The sequence below is a fragment of the Paraburkholderia sp. RL17-373-BIF-A genome, assembly GCF_046030175.1.
In the GTDB taxonomy this organism is placed as follows: Bacteria; Pseudomonadota; Gammaproteobacteria; order Burkholderiales; family Burkholderiaceae; genus Paraburkholderia.
In genome coordinates this window covers 20,387-43,662 of record NZ_JARESO010000026.1, presented here as the reverse complement: position 1 = coordinate 43,662, position 23,276 = coordinate 20,387, and the positions used below count along the sequence as shown (strand labels likewise).

General features: G+C 61.6%; 18 protein-coding genes and 1 pseudogene. 10 read left to right on the top strand and 9 right to left on the bottom strand.

What is annotated here, in order from left to right; genetic code table 11:
* Nucleotides 1–1,717 precede the first annotated feature (1,717 nt).
* Nucleotides 1,718–1,861, bottom strand: coding sequence for a hypothetical protein (locus P0D80_RS28245; RefSeq protein ID WP_408288321.1), 144 nt, complete (start codon nt 1,859–1,861; stop codon nt 1,718–1,720).
* Nucleotides 1,862–2,340: 479 nt separating this feature from the next.
* Between P0D80_RS28245 and P0D80_RS28240 the strand changes: the two genes are divergently transcribed.
* Nucleotides 2,341–2,619, top strand: coding sequence for an HU family DNA-binding protein (locus P0D80_RS28240; RefSeq protein ID WP_408179739.1), 279 nt, complete (start codon nt 2,341–2,343; stop codon nt 2,617–2,619).
* A gap of 361 nt (nt 2,620–2,980) precedes the next feature.
* Here the strand turns inward: P0D80_RS28240 and P0D80_RS28235 are convergent, their stop codons facing one another.
* The 3 genes from P0D80_RS28235 to P0D80_RS28225 form a co-directional block, all read right to left on the bottom strand.
* Complete coding sequence (locus P0D80_RS28235; RefSeq protein ID WP_408288316.1) at nt 2,981–5,140, bottom strand: malate synthase G; 2,160 nt, start codon at nt 5,138–5,140, stop codon at nt 2,981–2,983.
* A 41-nt stretch (nt 5,141–5,181) separates the two neighbouring features.
* Nucleotides 5,182–5,586 (bottom strand): heme-binding protein, encoded by a 405-nt coding sequence (locus P0D80_RS28230; RefSeq protein WP_408223739.1) that lies wholly within the window; start codon nt 5,584–5,586, stop codon nt 5,182–5,184.
* An 85-nt stretch (nt 5,587–5,671) separates the two neighbouring features.
* Nucleotides 5,672–6,610, bottom strand: coding sequence for an SMP-30/gluconolactonase/LRE family protein (locus tag P0D80_RS28225; protein WP_408288312.1), 939 nt, complete (start codon nt 6,608–6,610; stop codon nt 5,672–5,674).
* Between the two features lie 236 nt (nt 6,611–6,846).
* On the opposite strand from P0D80_RS28225, the gene P0D80_RS28220 reads away from it, so the two are divergent.
* From P0D80_RS28220 to P0D80_RS28205, 4 genes are all read left to right on the top strand, one after another.
* Complete coding sequence (locus P0D80_RS28220) at nt 6,847–8,394, top strand: UxaA family hydrolase (RefSeq protein WP_408288309.1); 1,548 nt, start codon at nt 6,847–6,849, stop codon at nt 8,392–8,394.
* Between the two features lie 99 nt (nt 8,395–8,493).
* Nucleotides 8,494–9,801: an MFS transporter gene (locus tag P0D80_RS28215; protein ID WP_342960174.1), complete on the top strand. Its 1,308-nt coding sequence runs from the start codon at nt 8,494–8,496 to the stop codon at nt 9,799–9,801.
* A 73-nt stretch (nt 9,802–9,874) separates the two neighbouring features.
* Entirely contained in the window at nt 9,875–11,167 is a 1,293-nt protein-coding gene (locus tag P0D80_RS28210; protein ID WP_132379779.1) for an MFS transporter, read from the top strand.
* Between the two features lie 110 nt (nt 11,168–11,277).
* A complete protein-coding gene (locus P0D80_RS28205) occupies nt 11,278–12,444 on the top strand; it encodes a mandelate racemase/muconate lactonizing enzyme family protein (protein ID WP_408288304.1) in 1,167 nt (388 codons plus the stop codon).
* A 70-nt stretch (nt 12,445–12,514) separates the two neighbouring features.
* Here P0D80_RS28205 and P0D80_RS28200 read toward each other — a convergent pair whose 3' ends face one another.
* Both P0D80_RS28200 and P0D80_RS28195 read right to left on the bottom strand, forming a co-directional pair.
* A complete protein-coding gene (locus P0D80_RS28200) occupies nt 12,515–13,444 on the bottom strand; it encodes a dihydrodipicolinate synthase family protein (protein ID WP_408179745.1) in 930 nt (309 codons plus the stop codon).
* Nucleotides 13,445–13,485: 41 nt separating this feature from the next.
* Nucleotides 13,486–14,484 (bottom strand): 2-hydroxyacid dehydrogenase, encoded by a 999-nt coding sequence (locus P0D80_RS28195; RefSeq protein ID WP_408179746.1) that lies wholly within the window; start codon nt 14,482–14,484, stop codon nt 13,486–13,488.
* A 142-nt stretch (nt 14,485–14,626) separates the two neighbouring features.
* On the opposite strand from P0D80_RS28195, the gene P0D80_RS28190 reads away from it, so the two are divergent.
* From P0D80_RS28190 to P0D80_RS28180, 3 genes are read left to right on the top strand one after another with little or no spacing between them, the layout of a single operon-like run.
* A complete protein-coding gene (locus tag P0D80_RS28190; protein ID WP_408179768.1) occupies nt 14,627–16,366 on the top strand; it encodes an IlvD/Edd family dehydratase in 1,740 nt (579 codons plus the stop codon).
* Between the two features lie 53 nt (nt 16,367–16,419).
* On the top strand, nt 16,420–17,163 hold the full coding sequence (locus tag P0D80_RS28185) for a GntR family transcriptional regulator (RefSeq protein ID WP_408179747.1): 744 nt from the start codon (nt 16,420–16,422) through the stop codon (nt 17,161–17,163).
* Between the two features lie 33 nt (nt 17,164–17,196).
* The gene (locus P0D80_RS28180) at nt 17,197–18,003 is read left to right on the top strand and encodes an NAD-dependent epimerase/dehydratase family protein (protein WP_408288299.1); all 807 of its coding nucleotides are present in this window, start codon (nt 17,197–17,199) and stop codon (nt 18,001–18,003) included.
* Nucleotides 18,004–18,206: 203 nt separating this feature from the next.
* On the opposite strand, the pseudogene P0D80_RS28175 reads toward P0D80_RS28180, so the two are convergent.
* The 3 genes and pseudogenes from P0D80_RS28175 to P0D80_RS28165 all read right to left on the bottom strand — a co-directional run bounded on the left by P0D80_RS28175 (nt 18,207) and on the right by P0D80_RS28165 (nt 20,914).
* Nucleotides 18,207–18,907 (bottom strand): annotated as a pseudogene (locus tag P0D80_RS28175) (fumarylacetoacetate hydrolase family protein).
* A gap of 89 nt (nt 18,908–18,996) precedes the next feature.
* Complete coding sequence (locus P0D80_RS28170) at nt 18,997–19,956, bottom strand: AraC family transcriptional regulator (protein ID WP_408288489.1); 960 nt, start codon at nt 19,954–19,956, stop codon at nt 18,997–18,999.
* Between the two features lie 91 nt (nt 19,957–20,047).
* A complete protein-coding gene (locus P0D80_RS28165; protein ID WP_408288296.1) occupies nt 20,048–20,914 on the bottom strand; it encodes a LysR substrate-binding domain-containing protein in 867 nt (288 codons plus the stop codon).
* A 128-nt stretch (nt 20,915–21,042) separates the two neighbouring features.
* Between P0D80_RS28165 and P0D80_RS28160 the strand changes: the two genes are divergently transcribed.
* Nucleotides 21,043–22,065, top strand: coding sequence for an ABC transporter ATP-binding protein (locus P0D80_RS28160; protein ID WP_408288293.1), 1,023 nt, complete (start codon nt 21,043–21,045; stop codon nt 22,063–22,065).
* Nucleotides 22,062–23,195 carry an ABC transporter ATP-binding protein gene (locus tag P0D80_RS28155; protein ID WP_408179752.1) on the top strand — a complete coding sequence of 378 codons (1,134 nt, stop codon included), beginning with the start codon at nt 22,062–22,064 and terminating at the stop codon, nt 23,193–23,195. The genes P0D80_RS28160 and P0D80_RS28155 overlap by 4 nt, the downstream gene beginning before the upstream one ends.
* Nucleotides 23,196–23,276 lie beyond the last annotated feature (81 nt).

The window sequence follows — 23,276 nt, the reverse complement described above, 5'->3', positions numbered from 1 at the left end:
CAAAGGTAGCGTACGCCAATCGCCACGCGAACATTCCCGCAGTACAAACACGTTGTACCACTGCAAATCAAATCGACGACGAATGCCCGGCAAACGGGCGCAACGTACAGCTATTCTGAGTGCCTTCGTGCCGCTTCACCCTGGATACGACTGCGTGAAAAATCCCTCCGCGCTTGCACAATGCCCATCGAGGCGCCGAGATCTCAGTCTGCCAACCTCCAGACGCTGGCAAGGCGAAGCATTCAAGCCCCTTCTGGCCTCGGGGGGTGTTCGGGACGTCGCGGAGCAGGGCAGGTGTATCAGGATCGCTTCGACGTTGTTGTACGGGAGAGACCAGGGATGAGTTAAGAGCCGGGCGCGCGATTCCGGGCCCGGCTGCCGTCGCTCGACTCAGCGATCCGCCCAACCGGCGTCATCACGATTTGCGCCCGGAGTGAACGACCGAGGTTCGTGCACTGCTCCTCGGACGCGAATTGCCGTTCCGGCGTTGCTGCGTCGCATTCGGCCGCACAGTTCGATGCAGGCCTGCAGTACGGTTAGAGTCTTTGCTTGCTGGTGATGCACTGGCCGATAGCCCACTTCCCCAAGCCATGCTGAAGTCGAGTCTTCCTCTTCGGAACTCAGTCCTTCTAGTAGTGCCCTTCACCCAAAAAGAACGGCCGGCGACTGAACCTCTGCACGCCCACACGGTTCTCGGACAGGTAGCGGTTACTCAGACATAGTGCTTGCGTGGATGGTCGCGCATCTCAGCGAGCGATGCTTCCAGCCGCGTCGTCCTCTCGATGCGATTCATCATGGGGGCGTCGTCTGGATTGGACGTGGTCCAACGATCCGGCGTTGGGGCAGTGTCGATACGGAGGCAATGTGCGGTCAAGTCCACCGGCGCGTGGCGCCGCCCGGTTGCGACCTTATTGTGCTGGGCCATCAATAGGGCCCAGGTGAGCATTCGGACCCCTGCCAGCTGGTAGTAACCAACGCACAACACCGCAAAGAGAGACCGCCGGGTGTCTCCCTAGAACGAGACAGCTACATCAAAAAAATGGCGAAGCAGGCGGGTGCCGGCATCAATTTGCCGCGGTGGCCATGACGGCTCCTATTCATCAATACGCTAGATACGTTGCATGAGCTGTGGCAGCCGCTTTAGCCGGAATTCTTCCGGCAAGCCGTACGACTCCCACGCCGCAAATTAGAGGAAGCCACTCTAGTTAGGCTCGATTTTTTTGACTCAAACCGCGGACTCGTCCGGCCGGTCGTGCAAACGTTGCGGTTCGCAGTGGAGGGCTCCCAGCCTCCCGCGATGTCGGATTACCTTTGAAAACATCACGACTGCGACATGCTTGCGCGTGCAGTCGTCGCGCCGCTATTCACGGTGGATGCTTATCACGGGTCGTGTTCCCTCAGGTGGAACCGCTAGACAGCTGAGCGCCGGCAAGAAATGACTGCCTTCATATGCATTATCTATCTAAATAATTAATCAATAGTTCGTCATTCATGCATCGCATCGCGTGTCCTCGCGTGATCGGAAGTCCCGAATGCGCGTCCCGAGCAAGAACACGCTATACGCGTCTCAGTTCGACGCACGGGGGAAGCTGTGACATTGCTTTCACGATACTTGCGAAAACTGTTGCGCTCCGAGTGAATACTGTCCACTGATCCGCTGCAAAACCTTCGAAAGTTTCGACCCTCGATCTTTGCCAGAGTTGGCCGGACGCCGAAGTCACAGCCCCGTAAGCGCATCCTTAGCGACGCCGACATTGAGGGCGAGACCATCGATCAGCAGTAAGTCGTTCGGTTTATCGTCACCGTAGACGCGCGTGACAGTGCGTGCATCGGTCATGTGGAAGGTGCCGACGCCGCGCATGCAGGAGCAGTTTTCGTGCTGTTGCGGGGAGGACGCCAGCAGCGCGGAGCTTTACGGGCACCTCCACGACCCGCTCGAATGCTTAGCTACGGTTAGGCTTGCACGGGCGGTATGCACGAAGCGGACTCCAGGCATCGAGTAAACAGCCTCTCGTGAAACAATTAAACGATCAATGCGGAAGCGAAAAAACGATGCACAAACAATAACTTAGAGGAATTTCCAGGCACGGCTGTCCTTATGTTTCACGACGAGGCGCATTCCAAGGCTGCGAAATCGACAAGCGCCAACAAAAATCACCGGGCAATACCTTCGCAAACCGCCATGTATCAAATATTACGTATTCTGTAGTTCTAGTCTGGTACGCCAACGCTACCGATGGCTACCGAGTCGCGAAGAGGATCACGCGCTGTTTGTCATTGCGCGAACGCGCGGCGATCGGGTAGGGTGACGGTTTCCACAAAGAAAACAACGGATCGACAATGAACAAACAGGAACTGGTGGATGCGGTCGCTGCGGCGACTGGCGCGAGCAAGGCGGCAACAGGCGAAGCGATCGACGCGTTCATCGGCGCAATCACGAGCGCCGTCAGGAAGGGCGACACGGTTCAACTCATCGGCTTCGGGTCGTTTTCGACGGGAGCCCGCGCCGCACGCGTGGGCCGCAACCCGGCGACCGGCGCCGAAATCCAGATCCCCGCAGCGAAGACCGTCAAGTTCACGGCCGGCAAGGCGTTCAAGGATGCCGTGAACGGATCCTGACAGCGTGCGACAGCCGCCGGTCGGTGATATGCCGGCGGCTGTCGGTTGCGAACACGTCACAGGTGGCCGACATGTTCCGGGGGTCACGCGGGTTCGCGCCGGCGTCACCGCCACTCCCGGTGAACCTGCCTGTTTTGGCGTGCGGCTTATCAGCACGACGCCGAACTCGAATACGGAAGCGTTCGCACTCCGGCATGCCTCGCGTCCACACGCCTGGGTATCCTCACTAAAAGGAACATATTGTCAACGCGGCTATTTACACCCCAGCCGCAAGTTGCCAAGCACATGCGTGCGCGGGATGCCACCAGCCGCCCGCGACGCATGCTGAGTCGACCACGCTTTCGACTGCGCTATGCTGCGCCTACCACTTCGCACCAAGTCGGAACTTGTGCAGCAATGGCTCCGTATACCCGCTAGGCTGCGACCGCCCTTCAAAAACCAGCGCCTTCGCCGCCTTGAACGCGAGTGATGTGTCCAGATGACCGGCCATTGGCTGGTACTGCGGGTCGTTGGCGTTCTGCGCATCCACCACCTTCGCCATGCGCTTGAACGTTTCGTTCACCAGCGCTTCCGACACCACCCCGTGATGCAGCCAGTTCGCAATGTGCTGGCTCGAAATGCGCAGCGTCGCGCGGTCTTCCATCAGGCCGATATCGTGTATATCCGGCACCTTCGAACAGCCGACGCCCTGATCGATCCAGCGCACCACGTAACCCAGAATCCCTTGCGCGTTGTTCTCGATTTCCTTGCGGATTTCCTCATCTGACCACTGCGCCTCTTCGACGACAGGAATCGTCAGCAAGCCATCGAGCAACTCATCGCGTACGCTGTCGTAGGCGGTCTTTTCCAACTCTTGCTGCACGGCCTGAACGTCAACTTGATGGTAGTGCAGCGCGTGCAGCGTCGCGGCAGTCGGCGACGGCACCCAAGCCGTGTTTGCGCCCGCTTTCGGATGCGCGATTTTCTGTTCGAGCATCGCATGCATCAGGTCGGGCATCGCCCACATGCCTTTGCCGATCTGCGCGCGTCCGCGCAATCCCGAGCTCAAGCCGGCCAGCACGTTATTGCGCTCGTAAGCCGCGATCCATGCCGACGATTTCATATCCCCCTTGCGCATCATCGGACCGGCTTCCATTGCGCTGTGCATCTCGTCGCCGGTGCGATCCAGGAAGCCCGTATTGATGAACGCCACGCGCGCCGATGCCGCCGCAATGCACGCCTGCAGGTTGACGCTCGTGCGGCGCTCCTCGTCCATGATACCCATCTTGATGGTATGGCGCGGCAGCCCGAGCAGATCTTCGACACGGTCGAACAGTTCATTGGAAAACGCGACTTCGGTCGGGCCGTGCATCTTCGGCTTGACGATGTAAATCGATCCGGTCCGCGAATTGAGCTTGTTTTGCAGGTCGTGCATCGCGCCCAGCGACGTCATCACGGCATCCAGAATGCCTTCGGGAATCTCGCGACCGTCGCGATCGACGATCGCCGGATTCGTCATCAAATGCCCGACGTTACGGATAAACAGCAACGAGCGGCCATGCAGTTTCACGGTCGAGCCATCTGGCGCGGTGTATGTGCGGTCGGCGTTCAGGCGACGCGTGAAGGTCTTGCCGTTCTTCGTGACTTGCTCAGTCAGCTCGCCTTTCGCGAGGCCGGTCCAGTTGCGGTAAAGCTGGACCTTTTCGACGGCATCGACAGCGGCAACGGAGTCTTCGCAATCGATAATCGTCGAGACGGCCGCTTCCATCAGCACGTCCTTCACACGCGCAGCGTCGGTCTTGCCGATGGAGTCCGTTGCGTCGATCTGGATCTCGAAGTGCAGGCCGTGATGTTTGAGCAGGACGGCGGAAGGGGAGCCTGCATCGCCCTGATAGCCGATGAACTGCGCGGGGACCTTCAACGCCGACGAGCCGTTCTTGAGCGTGACAGCGAGCTTGCCGCATTCCACGCGGTACGCGATGGCGTCGACGTGCGAGCCGTTGACGAGCGGCGCGGCTTCATCGAGGAATGCGCGGGCGCGCGCGATCACGCGTGCACCGCGCACCGGATTGAAGTAGGCGGTGCGCTCGGCACCGTCGGTTTCGGGGATCGCATCGGTGCCGTAGAGTGCATCGTAGAGGCTGCCCCAGCGCGCATTCGCGGCGTTGAGTGCGTAGCGCTGGTTCGACAGTGGCACGACGAGTTGCGGGCCGGCTTGCCCGGCGATTTCGGTGTCGACATTCTGGGTCGTCGCCTTAACAGCTGCGCTCGCCGGTACGATATAGCCGATGCCTTCGAGAAATGCGCGGTATGCCTTCAGATCGCGCACGGGCCCCGGATGCGCGCGGTGCCACTGGTCCAGTTCCGTCTGCAGGCGATCGCGTTCTGCGAGCAGTGCGCGGTTCTTGGGGGCGAGGTCGTGGACGAGGGCAGCGAAGCCTTTCCAGAAGGCTTCGCTGTCGATGCCAGTCCCACTCAACGCCTCATCGTCGACAAATTTGCTGAGAACAGCCGCGACACGCAGCCCGTTTCTGTCGATCATTTCACCCATCATTTGCTCCAACAGTTTCAAATATCAATCAATCAGCCGTTGAGGCTGTTTGCCGCCGTTCTGGCCACTTGCGAATCCTGATCTGGTTTGACACCGGACACGCCGACCGCACCCACAACGTTTCCGTCGACCACGACCGGGACGCCGCCCTCGAGCGTGCCGGCTAGCGGCGCGCTCAGAAACGCGGTGCGGCCGCCGTTGATCATGTCTTCGTACTGCTTCGATTCGCGTCGACCGAGCGCGGAGGTACGCGCCTTTTCTGTTGCGATGTAAGCGCCTATCGGCGCACAGCCGTCGAGGCGGAGCAGGGCCAGCAGATGACCCCCGTCATCCACGACCGCGATGGTGACTGCCCACTGGTTTTTCTCTGCTTCCGCGCGCGCGGCTTCCAGGATTCGCGTAGCTTCTACAACGGTCAATACGGGTTTGCTTTGCATGTCAGGCTTTCAAGTCAGTGTTTCGAAGTGAAGTGTCGCCACCGGCGCATGCCGGAGGCCGTGATACGTTTCGTGGAGAACGGGGCTATCCACCCAGCGCGCCCTGCGTGTTGACGTGCACCGCATAAATGGACTGCGACGACGCCATGAACAGCCGGTTACGCGCGCGTCCACCAAAGCACAAATTCGCGCAGCGCTCGGGCAGGGCGATCCGGCCAATCATCTTTCCCTGTGGCGAAATAGCCATGACGCCATCGAGTTCGTCATTGCCCATGCCCCAGCCGCACCACAGATTGCCGTCGATGTCCGCGCGCATGCCGTCGATCGTGCCGGCGCCCGCGTCATAGAACATTCGGCCTTCACCGATTCCGCGGCCATCCGCGTCCACTTCATAGACGTGGATCATCCGGTTGGGCACACCGCGCGATTCGATGATGTAGAGCAGTTTCTCGTCGGGTGAAAAGCACAGGCCGTTCGGTCCTTTCAAGTCGCGAGTGACTACGGACGCTTCGCCGGTCATGCCATCAATTCGATATACGGAGTGGGGGAGTTCCTGCTCCGCCTTGATTCCTTCGTAGTGTCCGGAGATGCCCATCGGCGGATCCGTGAACCAGATAGAACCGTCCGACTTCACGACCAGGTCGTTGGGGGAATTAAGCGGCTTGCCTTCAAAGGAATCGAGAAGGACGGTGATGCTGCCGTCGTACTCAGTGCGTGTGACGCGGCGGCCGTGCTCGCACGTAACGAGCCGCCCTTGTCTGTCGCGGGTGTTGCCATTCGCGTAGTTGGAAGGTTTCCGGAACACGCTGACTACGCCCGTTTCCTCCTCCCATTTCAGCATCTGGTTGTTCGGAATGTCGCTCCAGAGCAGGTAACGTCCATCGCCGAACCATACGGGGCCTTCGGTCCACCGGTAACCGGTAGCCAGCCGTTCGACGGCCGAAAAGGCCACGCGGTATTTATCGAAGGAAGGGTCTAGCGAAATCACCCGCGGGTCGGGGTATCGCTCAGCTTGTTGCCACATCTCACTCTCCTGTTCAGGCCCCGGCATTTCCGCCTGTTGCGGCGGCACGATCGCTAGTATAAAGGGAAACGAGTAAGCGCTTTCTCTTGAATTAGTCCATGAAGTGCCATAAGATGCCTGAAATTCTTGAGCCTAGAGCAGTGACGCATCGGCAGTAGCGGTTATGTAAGAAAGCGATTACTCGTTTCCTGCCTTTTTTGACCGCCCGGCGCAAATTTCTAGAAGGGCAATGCCTGATGACTGAGATGACGAGCAAGAACGTAACCGGGCCGGTGATTCGGTTGCATCCCGCTGACAATGTGGTCATTGCGCGCATCGACGTCGCAATCGGTACGCCGGTTCCAGCAGAAGATTTTGTTTGCCGCAGCCAGGTGGCCGCAGGTTATAAGATCGCGGCGACGCCTATCAAAAAGGGCGAACCGGTTCGCAAATACAACGTGGTGATCGGTTTCGCCGCGACGGATATTGCGCCAGGCACGATGGTCCATAGCCATAACGTCGAGTTCCGTGAGTTCGACCGGGATTACGCATTTGGAGCGGACTACCAGCCCGTCGAGATGGTGCCCGAGGCCGAGCGCGCCACGTTCCAGGGCATCGTGAGGGATAACGGAGAGGTTGCCACGCGCAATTACATCGGCGTGTTGTCGACAGTCAATTGTTCCGCCACGGTCGCGCACAGGATCGCCGAATGGTTCACGCCGGAACGCCTGGCGGACTACCCCAATGTAGACGGTGTGGTCGCGTTCACGCACTCGATCGGCTGCGGCATGGAAATGAGCGGTGAGCCGATGGCGCTGCTGCGCCGGACGATGGCGGGTTACGCGCGGCACCCCAATCTTGCCGCGGCGCTGATTGTCGGGCTGGGATGCGAGCGCAACCAACTGGCCGGACTGATGGATCAGGAAGGTCTGAAAGCTGATTCGCGGCTGCACACATTCATCATGCAGGAGAACGGCGGCACCCGTCGGACCATCGAGGCCGGCGTCGCGGCGGTCCGGGCGCTGCTGCCCGATGCCAATCGCGTGAAGCGCACGACGGTTCCTGCAAGTCATCTGAAAATCGGTCTGCAATGCGGCGGCTCGGACGGCTTTTCCTCGATCACCGCCAATCCTTCGCTTGGTGCGGCGATGGATTTGCTGGTCCGTCATGGCGGCACCGCCATCCTTTCCGAAACACCCGAAATCTACGGCGTGGAGCATACGCTCACGCGGCGTGCGGTCAGCCGCGAAGTCGGCGAGAAACTGGTTGAGCGGATCCGCTGGTGGAAAGACGAGTATTCGGTCGGTCGAGACGTTCAGATCAACGGCCAGGTCAGCCCTGGCAATCAGGTGGGCGGGCTGGCGAACATCTTCGAAAAGTCGATCGGATCAGCGATGAAAGGCGGCACCGGGCCCCTCATGCAAGTGTATCGATACGCCGAGCTGGTGAAGCAATCTGGACTCGTATTCATGGACACTCCCGGCTTCGACCCCGTCTCCGCGACGGGTCAGATTGCGGGCGGCGCAAATCTTATCGCCTTCACGACAGGGCGCGGTTCGATGTTCGGCGCCAAGCCCGTGCCGTCGCTGAAACTCGCCACCAATACGCCGATGTACACGCGTCTGACCGAAGACATGGATCTTAACTGCGGAGGGATTCTGGATGGCATCGCGTCGATCCACAGCACGGGCCAGAAAATCTTCGACGCTATTCTTGCCGCCGCGTCGGGCGAGCGCACAAAAAGCGAAATGCTCGGACTGGGTGACCACGAATTCGTACCGTGGCAGATCGGCATCATGAGTTGAGTGCGCAGTGGCGCAGCGCATTGCGAGGGCGAACGGCCATTTACACCTATAAGTAAAACCGTCGCCCGTAGGCAGTCGAACAAATGGCGGAGACAGCCTGTGAGTACTCAAACCCCGGCAATACAAATACCTGACAGCGCGACAAGCAACTCGATCTACACGCGAGTGACCTGGCGCTTCATGCCCTTGCTGTTCGTCTGTTACGTGGTGGCGTATCTGGATCGGGTCAACGTGGGCTTCGCCAAGCTCCAGATGCTCAGCGATCTGAACTTCAGCGAGGCGATGTATGGCTTCGGCGCGGGCATTTTTTTCATCGGGTATTTCTTCTTCGAGGTGCCGAGCAACTTGCTGCTGCACCGGCTCGGCGCGCGCCGCTGGATCGCCCGGATCATGCTCACGTGGGCCGTGCTCTCGGCCGCGACCGCGTGGGTCACCACGCCCACGATGTTCTACGTGTTGCGTTTCTTTCTGGGCGTGGCCGAAGCGGGCTTTTTCCCGGGGCTGGTGCTGTATCTCACCTACTGGTTTCCATCGCACCGGCGCGGCAAGATGATTGCTTTCCTGATGGCGGGCAATCCGGTGGCGGGCATTGTCGGCGGCCCGATTTCCGGCTTCATCATGCAGCGCCTCGCGGGGCACGCGGGCCTCGCCGGCTGGCAGTGGCTGTTCATTCTGGAAGCCGCCCCCGCGCTGATCCTCGCAGCCGTCATTTTCTGGTTCCTCGATGATCGGGTGAAGGACGCAAAGTGGCTACCGGCTCAGGACCGCGACTTCATAGCGTCGGAAATCGATGCGGAAGCACGCACCAAAAGCCACGGTTCCGTGCGCGAGGTCTTCACGTCGCTCAAAGTCTGGACCTTGTGCACGATTCTCTTCGGTATCGTGATGGGCTCCTATGCAGTTGGCTTCTGGCAGCCAACCATCATAAAGAGTTCCGGAATCACGGACGCCTTCACCATCGGCCTGCTCACGGTCGTGCCTTATCTTGCCGCCCTGATTCTGATGATCGTGGTCGGCCGCCACGCGGACCGCACGCGTGAACGCCGCTGGCACGTCGTGTTGCCGCAATGCATGGCGGCCGCGGGGTTCGTGATGTGCGCCTACGCGGGCAACAATACGTATATTGCGTTGCTTGGCCTGACGCTTGCCGCTTCGGGCGTGATTACGGCCTTACCCATGTTCTGGGCCTTGCCCACTTCCTTCCTCGGCGGCACCGGTGCGGCGGCCGGCATTGCCTTGATCAATTCGACGGGCAATCTCGCAGGCTTCGTAAGCCCTGCGCTGGTGGGTTGGCTAAAGACGGTCACGCATTCACTTGATTCGAGCCTGTTCCTGATTGCGGGGTCGCTGATTGTCTCCGCAGGCCTCATCTTGACGCAGCTTCCCGCCAGGCTTGTCAACAAGTAGTACCTCCATGGCACTCGAGAGAAGTGCCAGATAGCAACATTCGGTATCCTCAATTACATGGAATAGAGACAACATGAAGACTGGGAAGTATCGCTACGTTGTCGCCTTGCTGCTGTTTATCGCGGGCGCGATCAATTACATGGACCGCGCGGCGCTTGGCGTGGTCGCGCCTGTCCTCAACAAGGAGCTGAATCTTTCACCGTCGCAACTCGGCGTAGTGTTCAGCAGTTTCTTCTTCGGCTATTCCATCTTCGCATTCGTCGGCGGACAACTCGCCGACAAGTATGGGCCGCGCCGGGTCTTCTCCTGGTCGATGGGGGCGTGGTCCATTCTCTGCGGGTTGACCGCGGCCGCGACTGGATTCGGCACGTTGCTGATCTCCCGGGCGCTGTTCGGGTTCGGCGAAGGTCCGATGAATTCGACGACCAACCGGACCATCACCAACTGGTTTCCCCGGCATGAAACCGCGACCATGGTCGGCTTTACGTTTTCAGGCCAGACGGTAGGCAGTGCGATCGCCGGGCCGGTGGTGGGACTGATTGCGATCGCCTACGGCTGGCGCACGTCGTTTGTGATCATCGCGGCGTTCGGGCTGGTGTGGATCGTCGCCTGGCGCATGTTCGCTACCGACAAGCCGGCGCAAAGCACGCGGGTCGGCGAGGCCGAACGCGAGATGGTCGAAGCGAGCCGCAGTGCGGCACATCCTGCGGAAGGCGGCGAAGAAAGCACGCCGCTGCGCAGCTACCTGTTTCGTCCGAGCACGCTCGCGCTTGGCGTCGGCCTGTTTGCGGTGAACTACACGCTGTTCGTGTTCATCTCTTGGATGCCGAGCTATTTCACCAACGCGCTGCATCTCGACATGAAGCAGATGAGCTTTCTGAGCGCAGTGCCATGGGCATGCGGCGGGATTGGATACTTCGGTGGCGGCCTGCTTGCCGACGCGTGTTTCAAGCGCATGAGCAACAAGCTGCTGGCGCGCAAGGTCTCGGCGATCGTGCCGCTCGCGCTGTCGGGTCTCGCCTTGGTGGGCGTCAGCATGGTCGATTCCGTGACGCCCGCAGTACTGCTTGTCGCGTTCGCCGTACTGTTTCTGACGGCTTCGTCGCAAGCGTGCTGGGCCACCATGCACGAGCTTGTGCCCGGCAGGCATCTTGGGGGCGTAAGCGGCTTTGTTCACCTGATGAGCAACATCTCGGGCATCGTCGGTCCGACCATGATGGGTTTGGCGGTCCAGTACCTGGGTGGTTACAGCAGCGGCTTCATGCTCGGCGCGGCGGTCGATCTGGTCGGCGTGCTGGCAATGCTGCTGGTCATCGGCCGGCGCGCGGCAGGCGAGACAGCCGGGCCGCATACCACCGCCGCATAAACGGTCCGTCCCGCCACGCAAGGAGCCGGGAGGCGCAGGCGGAGCCACCCGCCCGCGGCCGTACGCGTGGCCGCGCGAGTATCCCGTTTTTTTCGAGTCGATCTACTGCCATGAAACATGTCATCGTTGAATCCGAGCAAACCGATTATCAGACACGTTCGCGGATCGTTTCGGTGGAGGCGCGCACCATCCGCGTGCCGCTTGACCGTCGCACTGCATTCTCGACCCGCCTCGTCACTGCCCGCGACTACACCGTAGTACGCGTCACGACAGCCGATGACCATCACGGCATCGGCTTTTGTTACAGCGGCAACCGCGCCGGCATGCTGGTCACGTATGCCGTGCGCGAACTGTTTGCGCCGCTGTTACGTGGGCGCTCCGCGCTCGACGTCGAAGGCTCGTGGTGCGCCATGTACGACGAGTCGCTGCTGCAAGGGCGTGCGGGCTCGGTCATGCGGGCGCTGTCCATCATCGACATCGCCTTGTGGGACCGCAATGCACGCGCTGCGGGCCTGCCGTTGAGCCGCTATCTCGGCGGCACATCCAGCGCCACTGTGCCGGCCTATGCCAGCGGTGGTTACTATCTGGAAGGCAAGACGCCGGAGCATCTCGGCGAGGAAATGGCCGGCTATGTGGCGCTGGGGTTTCGCGCGGTGAAGATGAAGGTAGGGCGGCTTGATCCGCGCAGCGAGGAAGCGCGGATCAGGGCCGCCCGCGAAGCGATCGGCGACGACGTGCTGCTGATGCTCGATGCCAACAACGCATGGTCCGACGTTCCGACCGCGCTCGAATACATGCGCCGGTACGAGCCGTTCAACCCGTACTGGATCGAAGAGCCGTTCAGTCCCGACGACATCGAGAGTCATGCGCAACTGAGCCGACGCACGCCGGTGACCGTTGCGACCGGCGAGATAGAAGCGGGGCGTTGGCGGCATCAGGAGCTGCTCGACAAGCGCGCGGCCATGATCCTTCAGTCGGACGCTGCGGTATGCGGCGGGATCAGCGAATGGCGGCGGATTGCGGCGTCGGCCGCGGCCGTGGGTGTGACGATGTGCCCGCACTGGTTCCACGATCTGCACGTGCATCTGGTGGCGTCGACGCCCAATGCGCGCTATGTCGAATTTTTTCCTGACGATCAGGTGCTGAATTTCCGTCGGCTGGTGGACACACAGTTGTCGTTCGCAGACGGCAACCTGACCGTGCCGACTCGTCCAGGCCTCGGATTCGACTTCGATGAAGCCGCGCTGAACGAATACGCGCTAGACGATTGGGCCTGAAGCCGAAGCCGTGAATAGCTGGAAAACACCACCGGTTGCGCATGCAACCGGTGGGTGTTTCTTCAGGGCATCAGGCGGTGACTTCGACCCCTGGCATCGAGAAGCCGATTTCGCGGAGCGCGGCGGCGAGCGCATCGCATTGCACTGGTGTCAGATCGACGAGAGGCGGGCGGACGACGCCCCAGTCGGCATCGTTGGAATACACGCCGATCGCTGCCTTGAGTGCGGGAATCATCGGGAATTTGGCAAACACCGCACGCGTGGCATCCAGTGCTGCCTGACGGGCATCGGCGTCGGCCGATTGCCAGTGACGATACAACTGCACGATAGCCGCCGGGTTGACGTTTCCGGTTGCCGTGATGCAGCCAACGCCGCCCGCCCGCATGGTGGCCAGCAGGAAGGTCTCGCTGCCGGCGAACACATCGAAGCCATGCGGCTGGAAGCGCTCGAGCATGGCCTGCGTGTTGCTCCAGTCGCCCGAACTGTCCTTCACGCCGGCGATCACGCCCGGGAAAGCAGCGAGCAGCCGCTCGATGAGCGCGAGGCTGAGCGGCACCTGGGACACGGGCGGGATGTGATACAGATAAATGCGCAGTGCGTCGGAACCCACGCGTTCGATGATCTGCGCATAGCTGCGGAACAGGCCTTCGTCGGTGACGCCCTTGTAGAAGAACGGCGGCAGCGTCAGCACATGATTCACCCCTAGCGAAAGCGCATGGCGTGTTAGTTCGACCGTGTCGGTGAGGGCCGAGCAGCCTGTGCCCGGCATCAGACGATCGAGCGGAATGTCTGCGCCAACCAACGTTTCGAGCAGCTTCATTTTCTCGCTGACGGCGAGCGAATTCGCTTCCGAGTTGGTCCCGAAAACAGCGAGTCCGACGTCCTGTTCGATCAACCATCGGCAATGACGGACATAGCGGTCGTGATCCGGAAGAAGGTCTCTTGTGAACGGCGTGACCACGGGCGAGTAAACGCCGCGGGGTCGGTTGACTGAAGTCATCGCGTGTTCCTTTTGATTGAAGTGAGCGTGTTTCGCGCCATTCAGCCCGGGATCTGTTGCGCAGACGAGCGGGCGTGGAGCGCTTCGGGATTGACACAGGTCGACGAGAGTTGGCCGTCGAGTGCGTCGATGAGATTGCGTACCGCGCGCATGGCCATGTTTTCGCGCGTCTGTTGCGTAGCGGAACCGATATGCGGCACCGCTACCACGTTCGGCAACTGGAGCAGCGGCGAGTCCTGCGACACCGGTTCGCGTTCGAACACATCGAGACCGGCGCCGCGAATGCGGCCTTCACGAAGATGTTCGATGAGGGCGACCTCGTCGACGACCTGGCCGCGAGCGCAGTTGATGAGGATGGCCGACGGCTTCATGGTCCCGAGTTCGGCGCTGCCGATCAGCCGCTCGGTGGCGGGCGATAGCGGCACAAGCACGCAAACGAAGTCCGCAGTGGCGAGCAACTCGGGAAGCGGCCGCCATTGCGCGCCGTAGCGCTCCTCTGCTTCCGGGTTGCGGGAGCGGTTGGAATAGATCACGTCCATGCCGAAGCCAAGAGCGGCGCGCTTGGCGACCGCGCTGCCAATGCGCCCAAGCCCGACGATTCCCAGCGTTGTGTGGTGCACGTCGACACCGAATTGCGCCTCGCCGACAGTACGCGTCCATTGGCCGCGCCGTGTCCAATCGGCAAGTTCCGAAATGCGCCGGGCGGTTGCGAGGATCAGGCTGAATACGAGATCGGCGGTGGTTTCGGTGACTTCCTCCGGCGTATTCGTCAGTACGATGCCGCGGCGTGAGAGTTCAGGGACATCGAACGCGTCGAAGCCGGCCGAAATCGTGGACGCGACCTCGAGTAGAGGCGCCGCATCGAGGATCTCCGGCGTTATCTTGAGATTGTTGCCGACCATTGCGTGAGCCGCGCCCAGTGCTTGCCTGAACGGCGCGAGGTCGCCGGATGAAACGTCGACCAACTCGACGGAGCAGTGCTCACGAAGGAGCCCCAGCACGGCAGGAGGCAACGAACGATAGGCGACGACGTGCTTCATGAAGACCTCGGCGGAAGGCTGTTGGAGAGTGGATATGCGGCACCGACCGCAACACAAAAGAATCGCTTGCGGAGAGACTATAAGTATCGGTAACATTCCCGTCAAGATTATTGATAATCTCATCGACGATTCAGGAGCGACAATGAGCGAGAAGAAAAGCGGCTTGCGGCAGGGGCTGACGAACTACGGCGATGAAGGTTTCTCGCTATTTCTGCGCAAGGCGTTCATCAAGGGGGCGGGCTATACCGACGACGCGCTGTCGCGTCCCATCGTGGCCATCGCGAACACGGGGAGTGCCTACAACCCATGCCATGGCAACGCGCCGCAGTTGATCGAGGCGGTAAAACGCGGCGTGATGCTGGCTGGCGGCCTGCCTGTCGAATTCCCGACGATCTCGATCGCCGAGAGCTTTTCGCATCCGACCAGCATGTACCTTCGCAATCTGATGTCGATGGACACGGAGGAGATGATCCGGGCCCAGCCGATGGACGCGGTGGTGCTGATCGGCGGCTGCGACAAAACCGTACCGGCCCAGTTGATGGGGGCGGCGGCGGCGGGCGTTCCCGCTATTCAGCTGGTGACGGGTGCGATGCTGACGGGCTCGCATCGCGGTGAACGGGTGGGGGCATGTACAGACTGCCGTCGCTTCTGGGCGAGCTTTCGCGGCGACCAGATCGACGAAGCCGAGATCGAAGCCGTCAACAATCAACTCGTCGCAACGGTCGGGACCTGTTCGGTGATGGGAACGGCAAGCACCATGGCCTGCATCGCGGAAGCCTTGGGCATGATGCTGCCGGGTGGTGCGTCCGCGCCTGCCGTGACCGCCGATCGCATCCGCATTGCGGAGCGCACCGGCGCGCAGGCTGTGGCGATGATCGGGCGGGACCTGAGTCCGACGGCCATCCTGACGCCCAAGGCGATCGAAAACGCATTGCGGGTGCTGCTCGCAATCGGCGGCTCGACCAACGGCATCATTCACCTAACGGCAATTGCGGGCCGGCTCGGGATTCGCATCGACCTTGAGCAACTCGACCGGATGGCGCGCGAGACGCCCGTCCTCGTCGATTTGAAACCGTCCGGACAGCACTACATGGAAGACCTGCATCGTGCCGGCGGGCTGACCACGGTGATGCGCGAGATGAAAGGCCTGCTGCATCTCGACGCGCTCACTGTGACCGGCCGTACGCTCGGCGAGGAGCTGGATGCCGCCCCGGCGAGCTTCCCGCAGGAAGTCGTCCGCCCGTTTAACCGCCCGATCTTTCCGCAAGGCGGTATTGCGGTGCTGCGTGGCAATCTGGCGCCGGGCGGCGCGATCATCAAGCAGTCAGCGGCAAGCGCCAGCCTGATGGAGCATGAAGGGCGGGCCGTCGTCTTCGAAGACGCGGAGGATCTGGCTCGTCGTATCGACGACCCGGAACTGGACGTGGAAGCACATGACGTACTCGTGCTCAAGCGGATCGGTCCGGTCGGTGCACCCGGGATGCCGGAAGCCGGCTACATTCCGATCCCGCGCAAGCTCGGCCGCCAGGGTGTCAAAGACATGGTGCGCATTTCGGATGGCCGCATGAGCGGCACGGCGTCCGGCACAGTGGTGCTGCACGTCACACCTGAAGCGGCCATCGGCGGTCCTCTCGCGGTCGTACAAACTGGCGACCGCATTCGCCTGAGCGTGGCAGAACGGTCTATCGAACTTGCCCTCAGTGACGAGGAAATCGCGGCTCGTCTCGCCGCGTTGCCGGCGCGCCAGGCCGACCCCGACGAGCGTGGTTATCGCAAACTCTTTCTGACCACGATCACTCAGGCCGACGAGGGCTGCGACTTTGACTTTCTGCAAGCTACCCGGATCACCGCGACCGTTCCCGGCAACGGAAACAAGGGTTAAAGATCATATTTTCGTATAGGCTCGCGGCTTAGATCATTTTGCGGATCCTTTCTATGAGCAACGCTGCCAAGCCCAAACGCTCCGCTACACCCACTGCGAAGACGGTCGAACGCGACCGCAATATCGACGAGACGCTGCGCAGCGTCTCAGACGAGCTCGAGGAGCAGATCGTCCTTGGCGTTCTGCATCCGCGCGAACGGCTCGTCGAAGACGATCTGTGCGAGCGCTTCAGCCTGAAGCGCCACGTCGCCCGTCTGGTGCTGGCGGAGGTGGAGCGGCGCGGCCTGGTGGAGCGCCGCAAGAATGTAGGTGCGCTGGTCAAGTCGTTTACACCGCGCGAGGTCACTGAACTGTATGCGCTACGCGAACTGCTGGAAGCAGACGCGGCGCGGCGCATCGTTTTTCCGGTCAGTGCCGAGGCGCTCGATGGGCTAACGGCAATTCAGGCAGAGCACGACGAAGCGGCCATCGCCGGCGACCTGCGACGCGTCTTCCGCGCGAACATGGCTTTTCACCATGCGTTCTTTGCGTTGTCGGAAAGCCAGGTTCTAACCGAGGCGATTCGCGAGTATGAACGCCGCACGCATGCGATCCGTTCAGTATCCATCGTGTTTCCCCAGTATCTGGAGAAGGCTCGTGCCGAGCATCACCAGATGATCGAGGCGCTCCGGACCGGCGACCGGGAATCGTTGATCAAGTTATGCCGGGACCACCTGGTGCCATCGCGCGATGCGTATCTCGAAGCGCATCATCGCCGCTCGGCTGGCTACGCCGTACAGAAAGGCGAAACCGATTAGCTGTTTTTTACCTGAATCACAGAGAGGGTATCAATGACTCGAGTACTGATCACCGGCGCGGCCGGTCACATTGGGCGCGTGCTCCGCGCCGGTTTCCAGGGCCACTATGCGCTGCGCCTCGCCGATATTGCGCCGCAGGCCGAGGCACAGGCAGGCGAGGAAATCGTGACGGCGAACATCACGCGCCTGGAGGATCTTCTGCCGGCCATGGAGGGCGTCGACGTCGTCGTGCATCTCGCCGGCATCCCCGACGAGGATCGCTGGGAGCGCATCCGCGATATGAACATCGAGGGTTGCTACAACGTGTTCGAAGCGGCGCGGCAAGCAGGCGTCAAGCGAGTGGTGTTCGCGAGTTCGAACCATGCAGTGGGTTTTCATCGTCGCGACCGGATGATCGACAACAGCGTCGAGCCGCGTCCTGATAGCCGCTACGGCATCTCGAAGGTGTTCGGCGAGGCGCTTGGCCGGATGTACGCCGACAAGCACGGCATGTCGGTTGCGTGCATCCGTATCGGCTCGTTCCGCCCGGACAACAGGCCGACCGTACCGCGCCACCTCTTCACATGGATCAGCCATCGCGACATGGTGCAGGTGACGCGCCGCTGTATCGACTATCCGGACTTCCACTTCGCGGTCGTGTACGGCGTATCCAATAACGCGCGCAATCGCTGGGACAATGCCAACGTGCGCTATCTCGGGTACGTGCCGGAAGATGATGCCGAACTCTATGCGGCTGAGATCGCGGCAACGGGAAAGACGGAAGATGCGCGTGAAGCGCTGTTTCATGGCGGCCCCGGCTGTCTCGTCGAATTCGACGGCGATCCGCTCCTGATGGATTGAGGGTGGCGGTCTATCGTCGGAACGATTGCACCGCGGTAAAGCAGGGACTCGTGGATCAGCTTCCTTCATGAGCCTGCGACAGGAAGCAGTTGGACGTTGAGCCTGTGCGTCCACACTCGAGTCCCGCTGCGAAAGTGCGCCTCGGTTCGCACCGGTCGCACTTGTTCGCAGGGGAGATCTTCGGGCGACTTCCCGCGCCCCGTTCATCCGACCAGCGGGCCCACCTCGAAACTGAAGTTTGCAACGCCATCCACTCCACCTGCGACCTTGTCGCCTGGGCGTAGTGCGCCGACGCCGGCGGGTGTTCCGCTGAAGATCAGGTCTCCCGGCTTCACGGTCACGGCCTGAGACACGTAACTGATGATGTCCGCGACAGGCCAGATCATTTCGCCGAGATCGCCTTGCTGACGGACTTCTCCGTTCACGGACAACCATATGCGGCCACTGGATGGATGCCCCGCCTCGGACGTCGGTTTGATGTCGCTCACTGGCGCAGACGCGTCAAAGCCTTTCGCCCAGTCCCACGGGCGGCTCAGTTTCTTCGCCGTCGCCTGAAGATCCCGGCGTGTCAGATCGACACCGACTCCATAGCCCCAGACGAAATCGAGTGCGTCTTCGCGGGCGATGATCTTTCCTTCCTTGCCGATCGCAATGACGAGTTCAATCTCGTGGTGCAAGTCGGAGGTCAGGGGCGGATACGGAAGGACGCCGGTCGCTGGCACGACTGCATCGGCAGGCTTGGAAAAAAGAACGGCGGGTCCCGGTCCGGGTTGGCGCCCATTTCGCGCGCATGCTCTGCGTAGTTGCGTCCGACACAGAACACGCGGCGCACGGGAAAGCGGCTCGTCGAACCGCTGACAGCAACGGAGGTGATCGTGGGTGGAGTCACCGAGTATTCGGTCATGGTAAGCCTCGCAAGTAGTATTGGCCTACCTACGATATCGCCCTGCGAACCTGCCGAGCAGGACAAATCCGCTGAACACCAGGACGATCTTACGGTGCTTCCTTGCGCGCGGTTGCCCCGCCGTTTCGTTGACGCGCACTCCGGTGCATGTCGCGAAAGTCGCTCGGCGACTGACCGACCGACTGACGAAACCGCCTCGAAAAATAGGCCTCGTCGCGATAGCCGACCAGAAACGCGATGTCCTTGATGCGCCGGTTGTCGTTTGCCAGCAGTTCCTTTGCGCGTGCGATGCGTCGCTCGGTCACCCACTCGACAAACGTCCGGCCCGTCTCTTTCTTGATCAGATGCGTAAGATAGTTCGGCGATAGAAACGCAGCGGCGGCGGCAGAGGTCAGAGACAGCGCGTTGCTCGCGAGATGGGCATCGACATGACGGTCCACACGGACCAGAGCGTCTCGTCGGCCGAGTCTCTGGACGTTACGCGAGGAAAGCCGAAGTAGCTGATCCGCGTGTCGCTGGCATACGATCCCAATCAACTGGAGAAGGTATCCGCGCAGGAGGGCGCTCGCACCAAAGCGCCGTGTCTCATTGACCTCCAGCATACGTGACAGAACCGGCTCGATTTCGGCGAGATCGGCGTCCGCCAGAATAAAGTCGATGTACTCCTGAAGCCTGAACGGCGCGAGTTCGGGTGCCTGCGTAATCGACACATCCTCGAGGTCCAGGGGACCCGCGACTCCGTCCGTATTGGCGCGTAGAAACGCTTGCGTAAAGTTGATGACAATGAAGCGCGAATGCGCGGGGTGCGGTATCAGATGCAAGCGATGCGGCAGGATAAAGGCGACCGCACCCGCAGGAAAAGGTCGGCGTACTCCGCCGATGTGCTGTTCGGTATCGCCGCCGAGGTTGATCTGAATCTGAAAATATTCGTGCTTGTGCGGCTCTTCAATTGCGGGGCGTGAGGCTTGGTCGCGTATGTAGAAATCGAGGCGATCGCTTCGCTCAGGCATCGCGTAAGTGCGTGATGCCGCCGCCCGTGAAGCCTTCATGGCTGCATGCTCCAATTGATTCAGGGTACTGTATCAGACCATATGTCGTCGTGTGCAGACGCACCGCTGTGAAGCGGTGGGCACAGGTCGCTCAGTCGTTGTGCAGCGTGTCGATAATCGCCTGCGTGATGCCGCGCCGGTCATATGACGCGCGCTGGATCATGCCGACCGTGCGCAGCACCGGTGGATTCGAAATCGGCAGCACGCGTAGTAGCGGATCGTTTTGCCAGTTGCCGCGATGCAGAAGCGGCAGCACCGCGACGCCGACATTTTCGCGCACCAGCGCGACGATTGTCTCGATCGAGTTGAGTTCGAGGTATTCGTTGACCGTCAGGCCGACTGTCTGCAGTGCATGCTCGACAACGCGCCCGGTGCGCACCCGCCGGTCGAAGCGCAGAAAGGGGTGGCTGCGCAGAATTCGCCGCGGGTCGTTGTCACCGATTTCGCGGCTGACCACCAGCATCAGTGGCTCCGTGTATAGCGTCGTCCACTTCAGCGTGTCAGGCAGCGTCATGTCGGCACGCGCGACGACCGCCGCGATATCGACCTCACCCGCCTCGACCATCCGCGCCAGTTCGTCGGAGCGCGACGACAGCAGCCGCACATCCAGTTGCGGATGCGCGGCCTTCAATCGCGCGATGACCAGCGAGAGCGCGCCGATCACCGACACCACCGCGCCGATGGTCACCGGCCCGACCATCGAGTCCGCCGGCGTCGCTTCGAGTTCGTCCAGGAGGTCGAAAATCTGCTCGACCTTCGGCCAGATATCTTGTCCGTGGCGGCTCAGCGCGATCTGCCGACCGCTGCGGTCGAACAGCTGGCGGCCGAGCGCCTGTTCGAGCCCGCGCATCTGCAAGCTGACCGCCGCCTGGGTCAGCGCGACGCTCCGGGCCGCTGCCGCGAATGATCCGGTGCGCGCGATGGCCCGAAAGGTTCTCAACATGCGCAGGGTCGGCATCGCTCATCCCCAAGAAAAAGTTAAGTATCAGTAAGAAATATTAATATTTTCTGTCGTCAAGCGCACCACATAATCGCCGCGAGGACAGCCTTGAACAGGACTACCAGCTCGATATGGAGTTTCCCAGCATGACCGATGCCGCCCGCCGACCGGTTCTGGAGGTGCGCGGCTTTTCGTTGAAGTTCTCGCGCGCTGCCGAGGTACCGAACCTCGTCCACGACGTGTCGTTCTCAGTCGGCACTGGCGAGACACTATGCATCGTCGGTGAATCGGGTTGTGGCAAAAGCGTGACGTCGCTCGCGCTGATGGGTCTGCTCGCGAGCCCGCCTGCACAACGCGTCGCCGGCACCGCGCATTTCGAAGGCAAGGACCTGTTCTCGCTAACCGAGCGCGAACTGGCTGATATTCGCGGCAACCGGCTGTCGATGATCTTTCAGGAGCCAATGACGTCGCTGAACCCGGCGTTCACGGTCGGCGAGCAGATCGCCGAAAGCATCCGGCGACATCGCGATGTCGAGCGCGGGCAGGCGCGCGAGCAGGCGCTCGAAATGCTGCGGCTCGTGCGGATCCCGGCGCCGGAAACCCGGCTCGATGCGTACCCGCATCAGCTCTCCGGCGGCATGCGCCAACGCGTGATGATTGCGATGGCGCTCGCGAACCGCCCGCGCCTGTTGATCGCCGACGAGCCGACGACCGCACTCGACGTGACGATCCAGGCGCAGGTGCTGGCGCTCGTGAAAAATCTGCAAGCCGAGACCGGCACCGCGATGGTGTTGATCACGCACGATCTTGGCGTCGTCGCTGAAGTCGCCGACCACGTCGCGGTGATGTACGCGGGCCGCATCGTCGAATACGGCACCGTTGCCGATCTGTTCGACGACCCGCAGCATCCCTACACGATCGGCCTGATGGGCGCGATTCCGTCGGTCGGTAAGCGCGAAGGCGCGCTCGCGACGATCCGCGGTTCGGTGCCGTCGCCCGAGTTGATGCCGAACGGCTGTCGCTTCGCGCCGCGCTGCCCCTTCGCCGAGCAACGCTGCACCGACGCCGCGCCGCCCGACAAGGTGATAGCCGGTGTGCATCGCGTCGCGTGCTGGCTCGCTCCGGTCGAACAGGTTGCCGCGCCGCTGTTGCGCAAGGAAATTGCATGACGACGCCCAATACACCGACGCCGCACGCACACCCGGCCTCGAATTCGCAGACGCCGATCATCGAGGCGCGCGCGCTGACGAAGCATTTTGGCGGTACGCGGCATCTCTTCACACGCTCGCCAACCGTCTATGCAGTCAACGACGTGTCGTTTGCGGTCGACCCCGGCGAGACGTTCGCGATCGTCGGCGAATCGGGCTGCGGCAAGTCCACACTGGGCCGCCTGCTGCTCCGTTTGATCGACTCGACGGACGGCCGCGTCTTCTATCAAGGCAACGACATCACGCATCAGCAAGGCGCGCCGCTGCGGCGGCTGCGCCGCGAAATGCAGATCATCTTTCAGGATCCGTTCGCGTCGCTGAATCCGGGCATGACGATCGGCCAGATCGTCGGCGAGCCGATCGCGCTGCACGGGCTCGCGCGCAACGGCGCCGAGCATCGCGAGCGCGTCGCGCAACTGCTGCGCACGGTTGGCCTGCAACCGGCCTACGCGGACCGTTTCCCGCACGAATTCTCCGGCGGCCAGCGACAACGGATCGGGATTGCGCGCGCATTGGCCGGCGAGCCGAAGCTGATCGTCGGCGACGAGCCGGTGTCGGCGCTCGACGTCTCGGTGCAGGCGCAGGTGATCAATCTTCTCGAAACACTGAAACAGGATCTCGGCCTCACGCTGATCATGGTCGCGCACGACCTCGCGGTGATTCGCCACATGAGCGACCGCGTCGCCGTGATGTACCTCGGCGAGATCGTCGAGCTGGCTGAAGTCGATGCACTGTTCGACGCGCCGCTGCATCCGTACACGCAAGCGCTGCTGCGCGCGATTCCGGCGAGCAGCCCGCACGAGCGGCGTGCGAAGCCCGCGTTGTCCGGCGATCTGCCGAGTCCGACCGCGCCGCCTTCCGGTTGCCGTTTCCATACGCGCTGTCCGCATGCGAAGCCGCACTGCGCGCAAGCGCGGCCGATCAGCGAACGGCTCGATGACGGACGGCAGGTCGCATGCCACTTCTGGCGCGAGATCCAGAACGCCGGCGGCGGCGCACCGCTGGCCACGAGCGTCAGCCCGAAATTGATCGAGCGGCTCGCGATCTACCGCGACCGCCAGGCGACGCTCGCCGCTGGCGGTGGCGATTGAGCCGGTGGTCGAGATGAAAATCGGGTGAAGAATCGAGCTGCCGCCGCTGTGCTGCCCGCTCACCAAACCGTTTGTGAATTG

What these genes read in the sequence shown, in the direction of transcription:
- P0D80_RS28245 (WP_408288321.1), bottom strand. Translation starts at nt 1,861, where the DNA reads ATGCGCGGCGTCGGCACCTTCCACATGACCGATGCACGCACTGTCACG.
- P0D80_RS28240 (WP_408179739.1), top strand. Translation starts at nt 2,341, where the DNA reads ATGAACAAACAGGAACTGGTGGATGCGGTCGCTGCGGCGACTGGCGCG.
- P0D80_RS28235 (WP_408288316.1), bottom strand. Translation starts at nt 5,140, where the DNA reads ATGATCGACAGAAACGGGCTGCGTGTCGCGGCTGTTCTCAGCAAATTT.
- P0D80_RS28230 (WP_408223739.1), bottom strand. Translation starts at nt 5,586, where the DNA reads ATGCAAAGCAAACCCGTATTGACCGTTGTAGAAGCTACGCGAATCCTG.
- P0D80_RS28225 (WP_408288312.1), bottom strand. Translation starts at nt 6,610, where the DNA reads ATGTGGCAACAAGCTGAGCGATACCCCGACCCGCGGGTGATTTCGCTA.
- P0D80_RS28220 (WP_408288309.1), top strand. Translation starts at nt 6,847, where the DNA reads ATGACTGAGATGACGAGCAAGAACGTAACCGGGCCGGTGATTCGGTTG.
- P0D80_RS28210 (WP_132379779.1), top strand. Translation starts at nt 9,875, where the DNA reads ATGAAGACTGGGAAGTATCGCTACGTTGTCGCCTTGCTGCTGTTTATC.
- P0D80_RS28205 (WP_408288304.1), top strand. Translation starts at nt 11,278, where the DNA reads ATGAAACATGTCATCGTTGAATCCGAGCAAACCGATTATCAGACACGT.
- P0D80_RS28200 (WP_408179745.1), bottom strand. Translation starts at nt 13,444, where the DNA reads ATGACTTCAGTCAACCGACCCCGCGGCGTTTACTCGCCCGTGGTCACG.
- P0D80_RS28195 (WP_408179746.1), bottom strand. Translation starts at nt 14,484, where the DNA reads ATGAAGCACGTCGTCGCCTATCGTTCGTTGCCTCCTGCCGTGCTGGGG.
- P0D80_RS28190 (WP_408179768.1), top strand. Translation starts at nt 14,627, where the DNA reads ATGAGCGAGAAGAAAAGCGGCTTGCGGCAGGGGCTGACGAACTACGGC.
- P0D80_RS28185 (WP_408179747.1), top strand. Translation starts at nt 16,420, where the DNA reads ATGAGCAACGCTGCCAAGCCCAAACGCTCCGCTACACCCACTGCGAAG.
- P0D80_RS28180 (WP_408288299.1), top strand. Translation starts at nt 17,197, where the DNA reads ATGACTCGAGTACTGATCACCGGCGCGGCCGGTCACATTGGGCGCGTG.
- P0D80_RS28170 (WP_408288489.1), bottom strand. Translation starts at nt 19,956, where the DNA reads ATGAAGGCTTCACGGGCGGCGGCATCACGCACTTACGCGATGCCTGAG.
- P0D80_RS28165 (WP_408288296.1), bottom strand. Translation starts at nt 20,914, where the DNA reads ATGCCGACCCTGCGCATGTTGAGAACCTTTCGGGCCATCGCGCGCACC.
- P0D80_RS28160 (WP_408288293.1), top strand. Translation starts at nt 21,043, where the DNA reads ATGACCGATGCCGCCCGCCGACCGGTTCTGGAGGTGCGCGGCTTTTCG.
- P0D80_RS28155 (WP_408179752.1), top strand. Translation starts at nt 22,062, where the DNA reads ATGACGACGCCCAATACACCGACGCCGCACGCACACCCGGCCTCGAAT.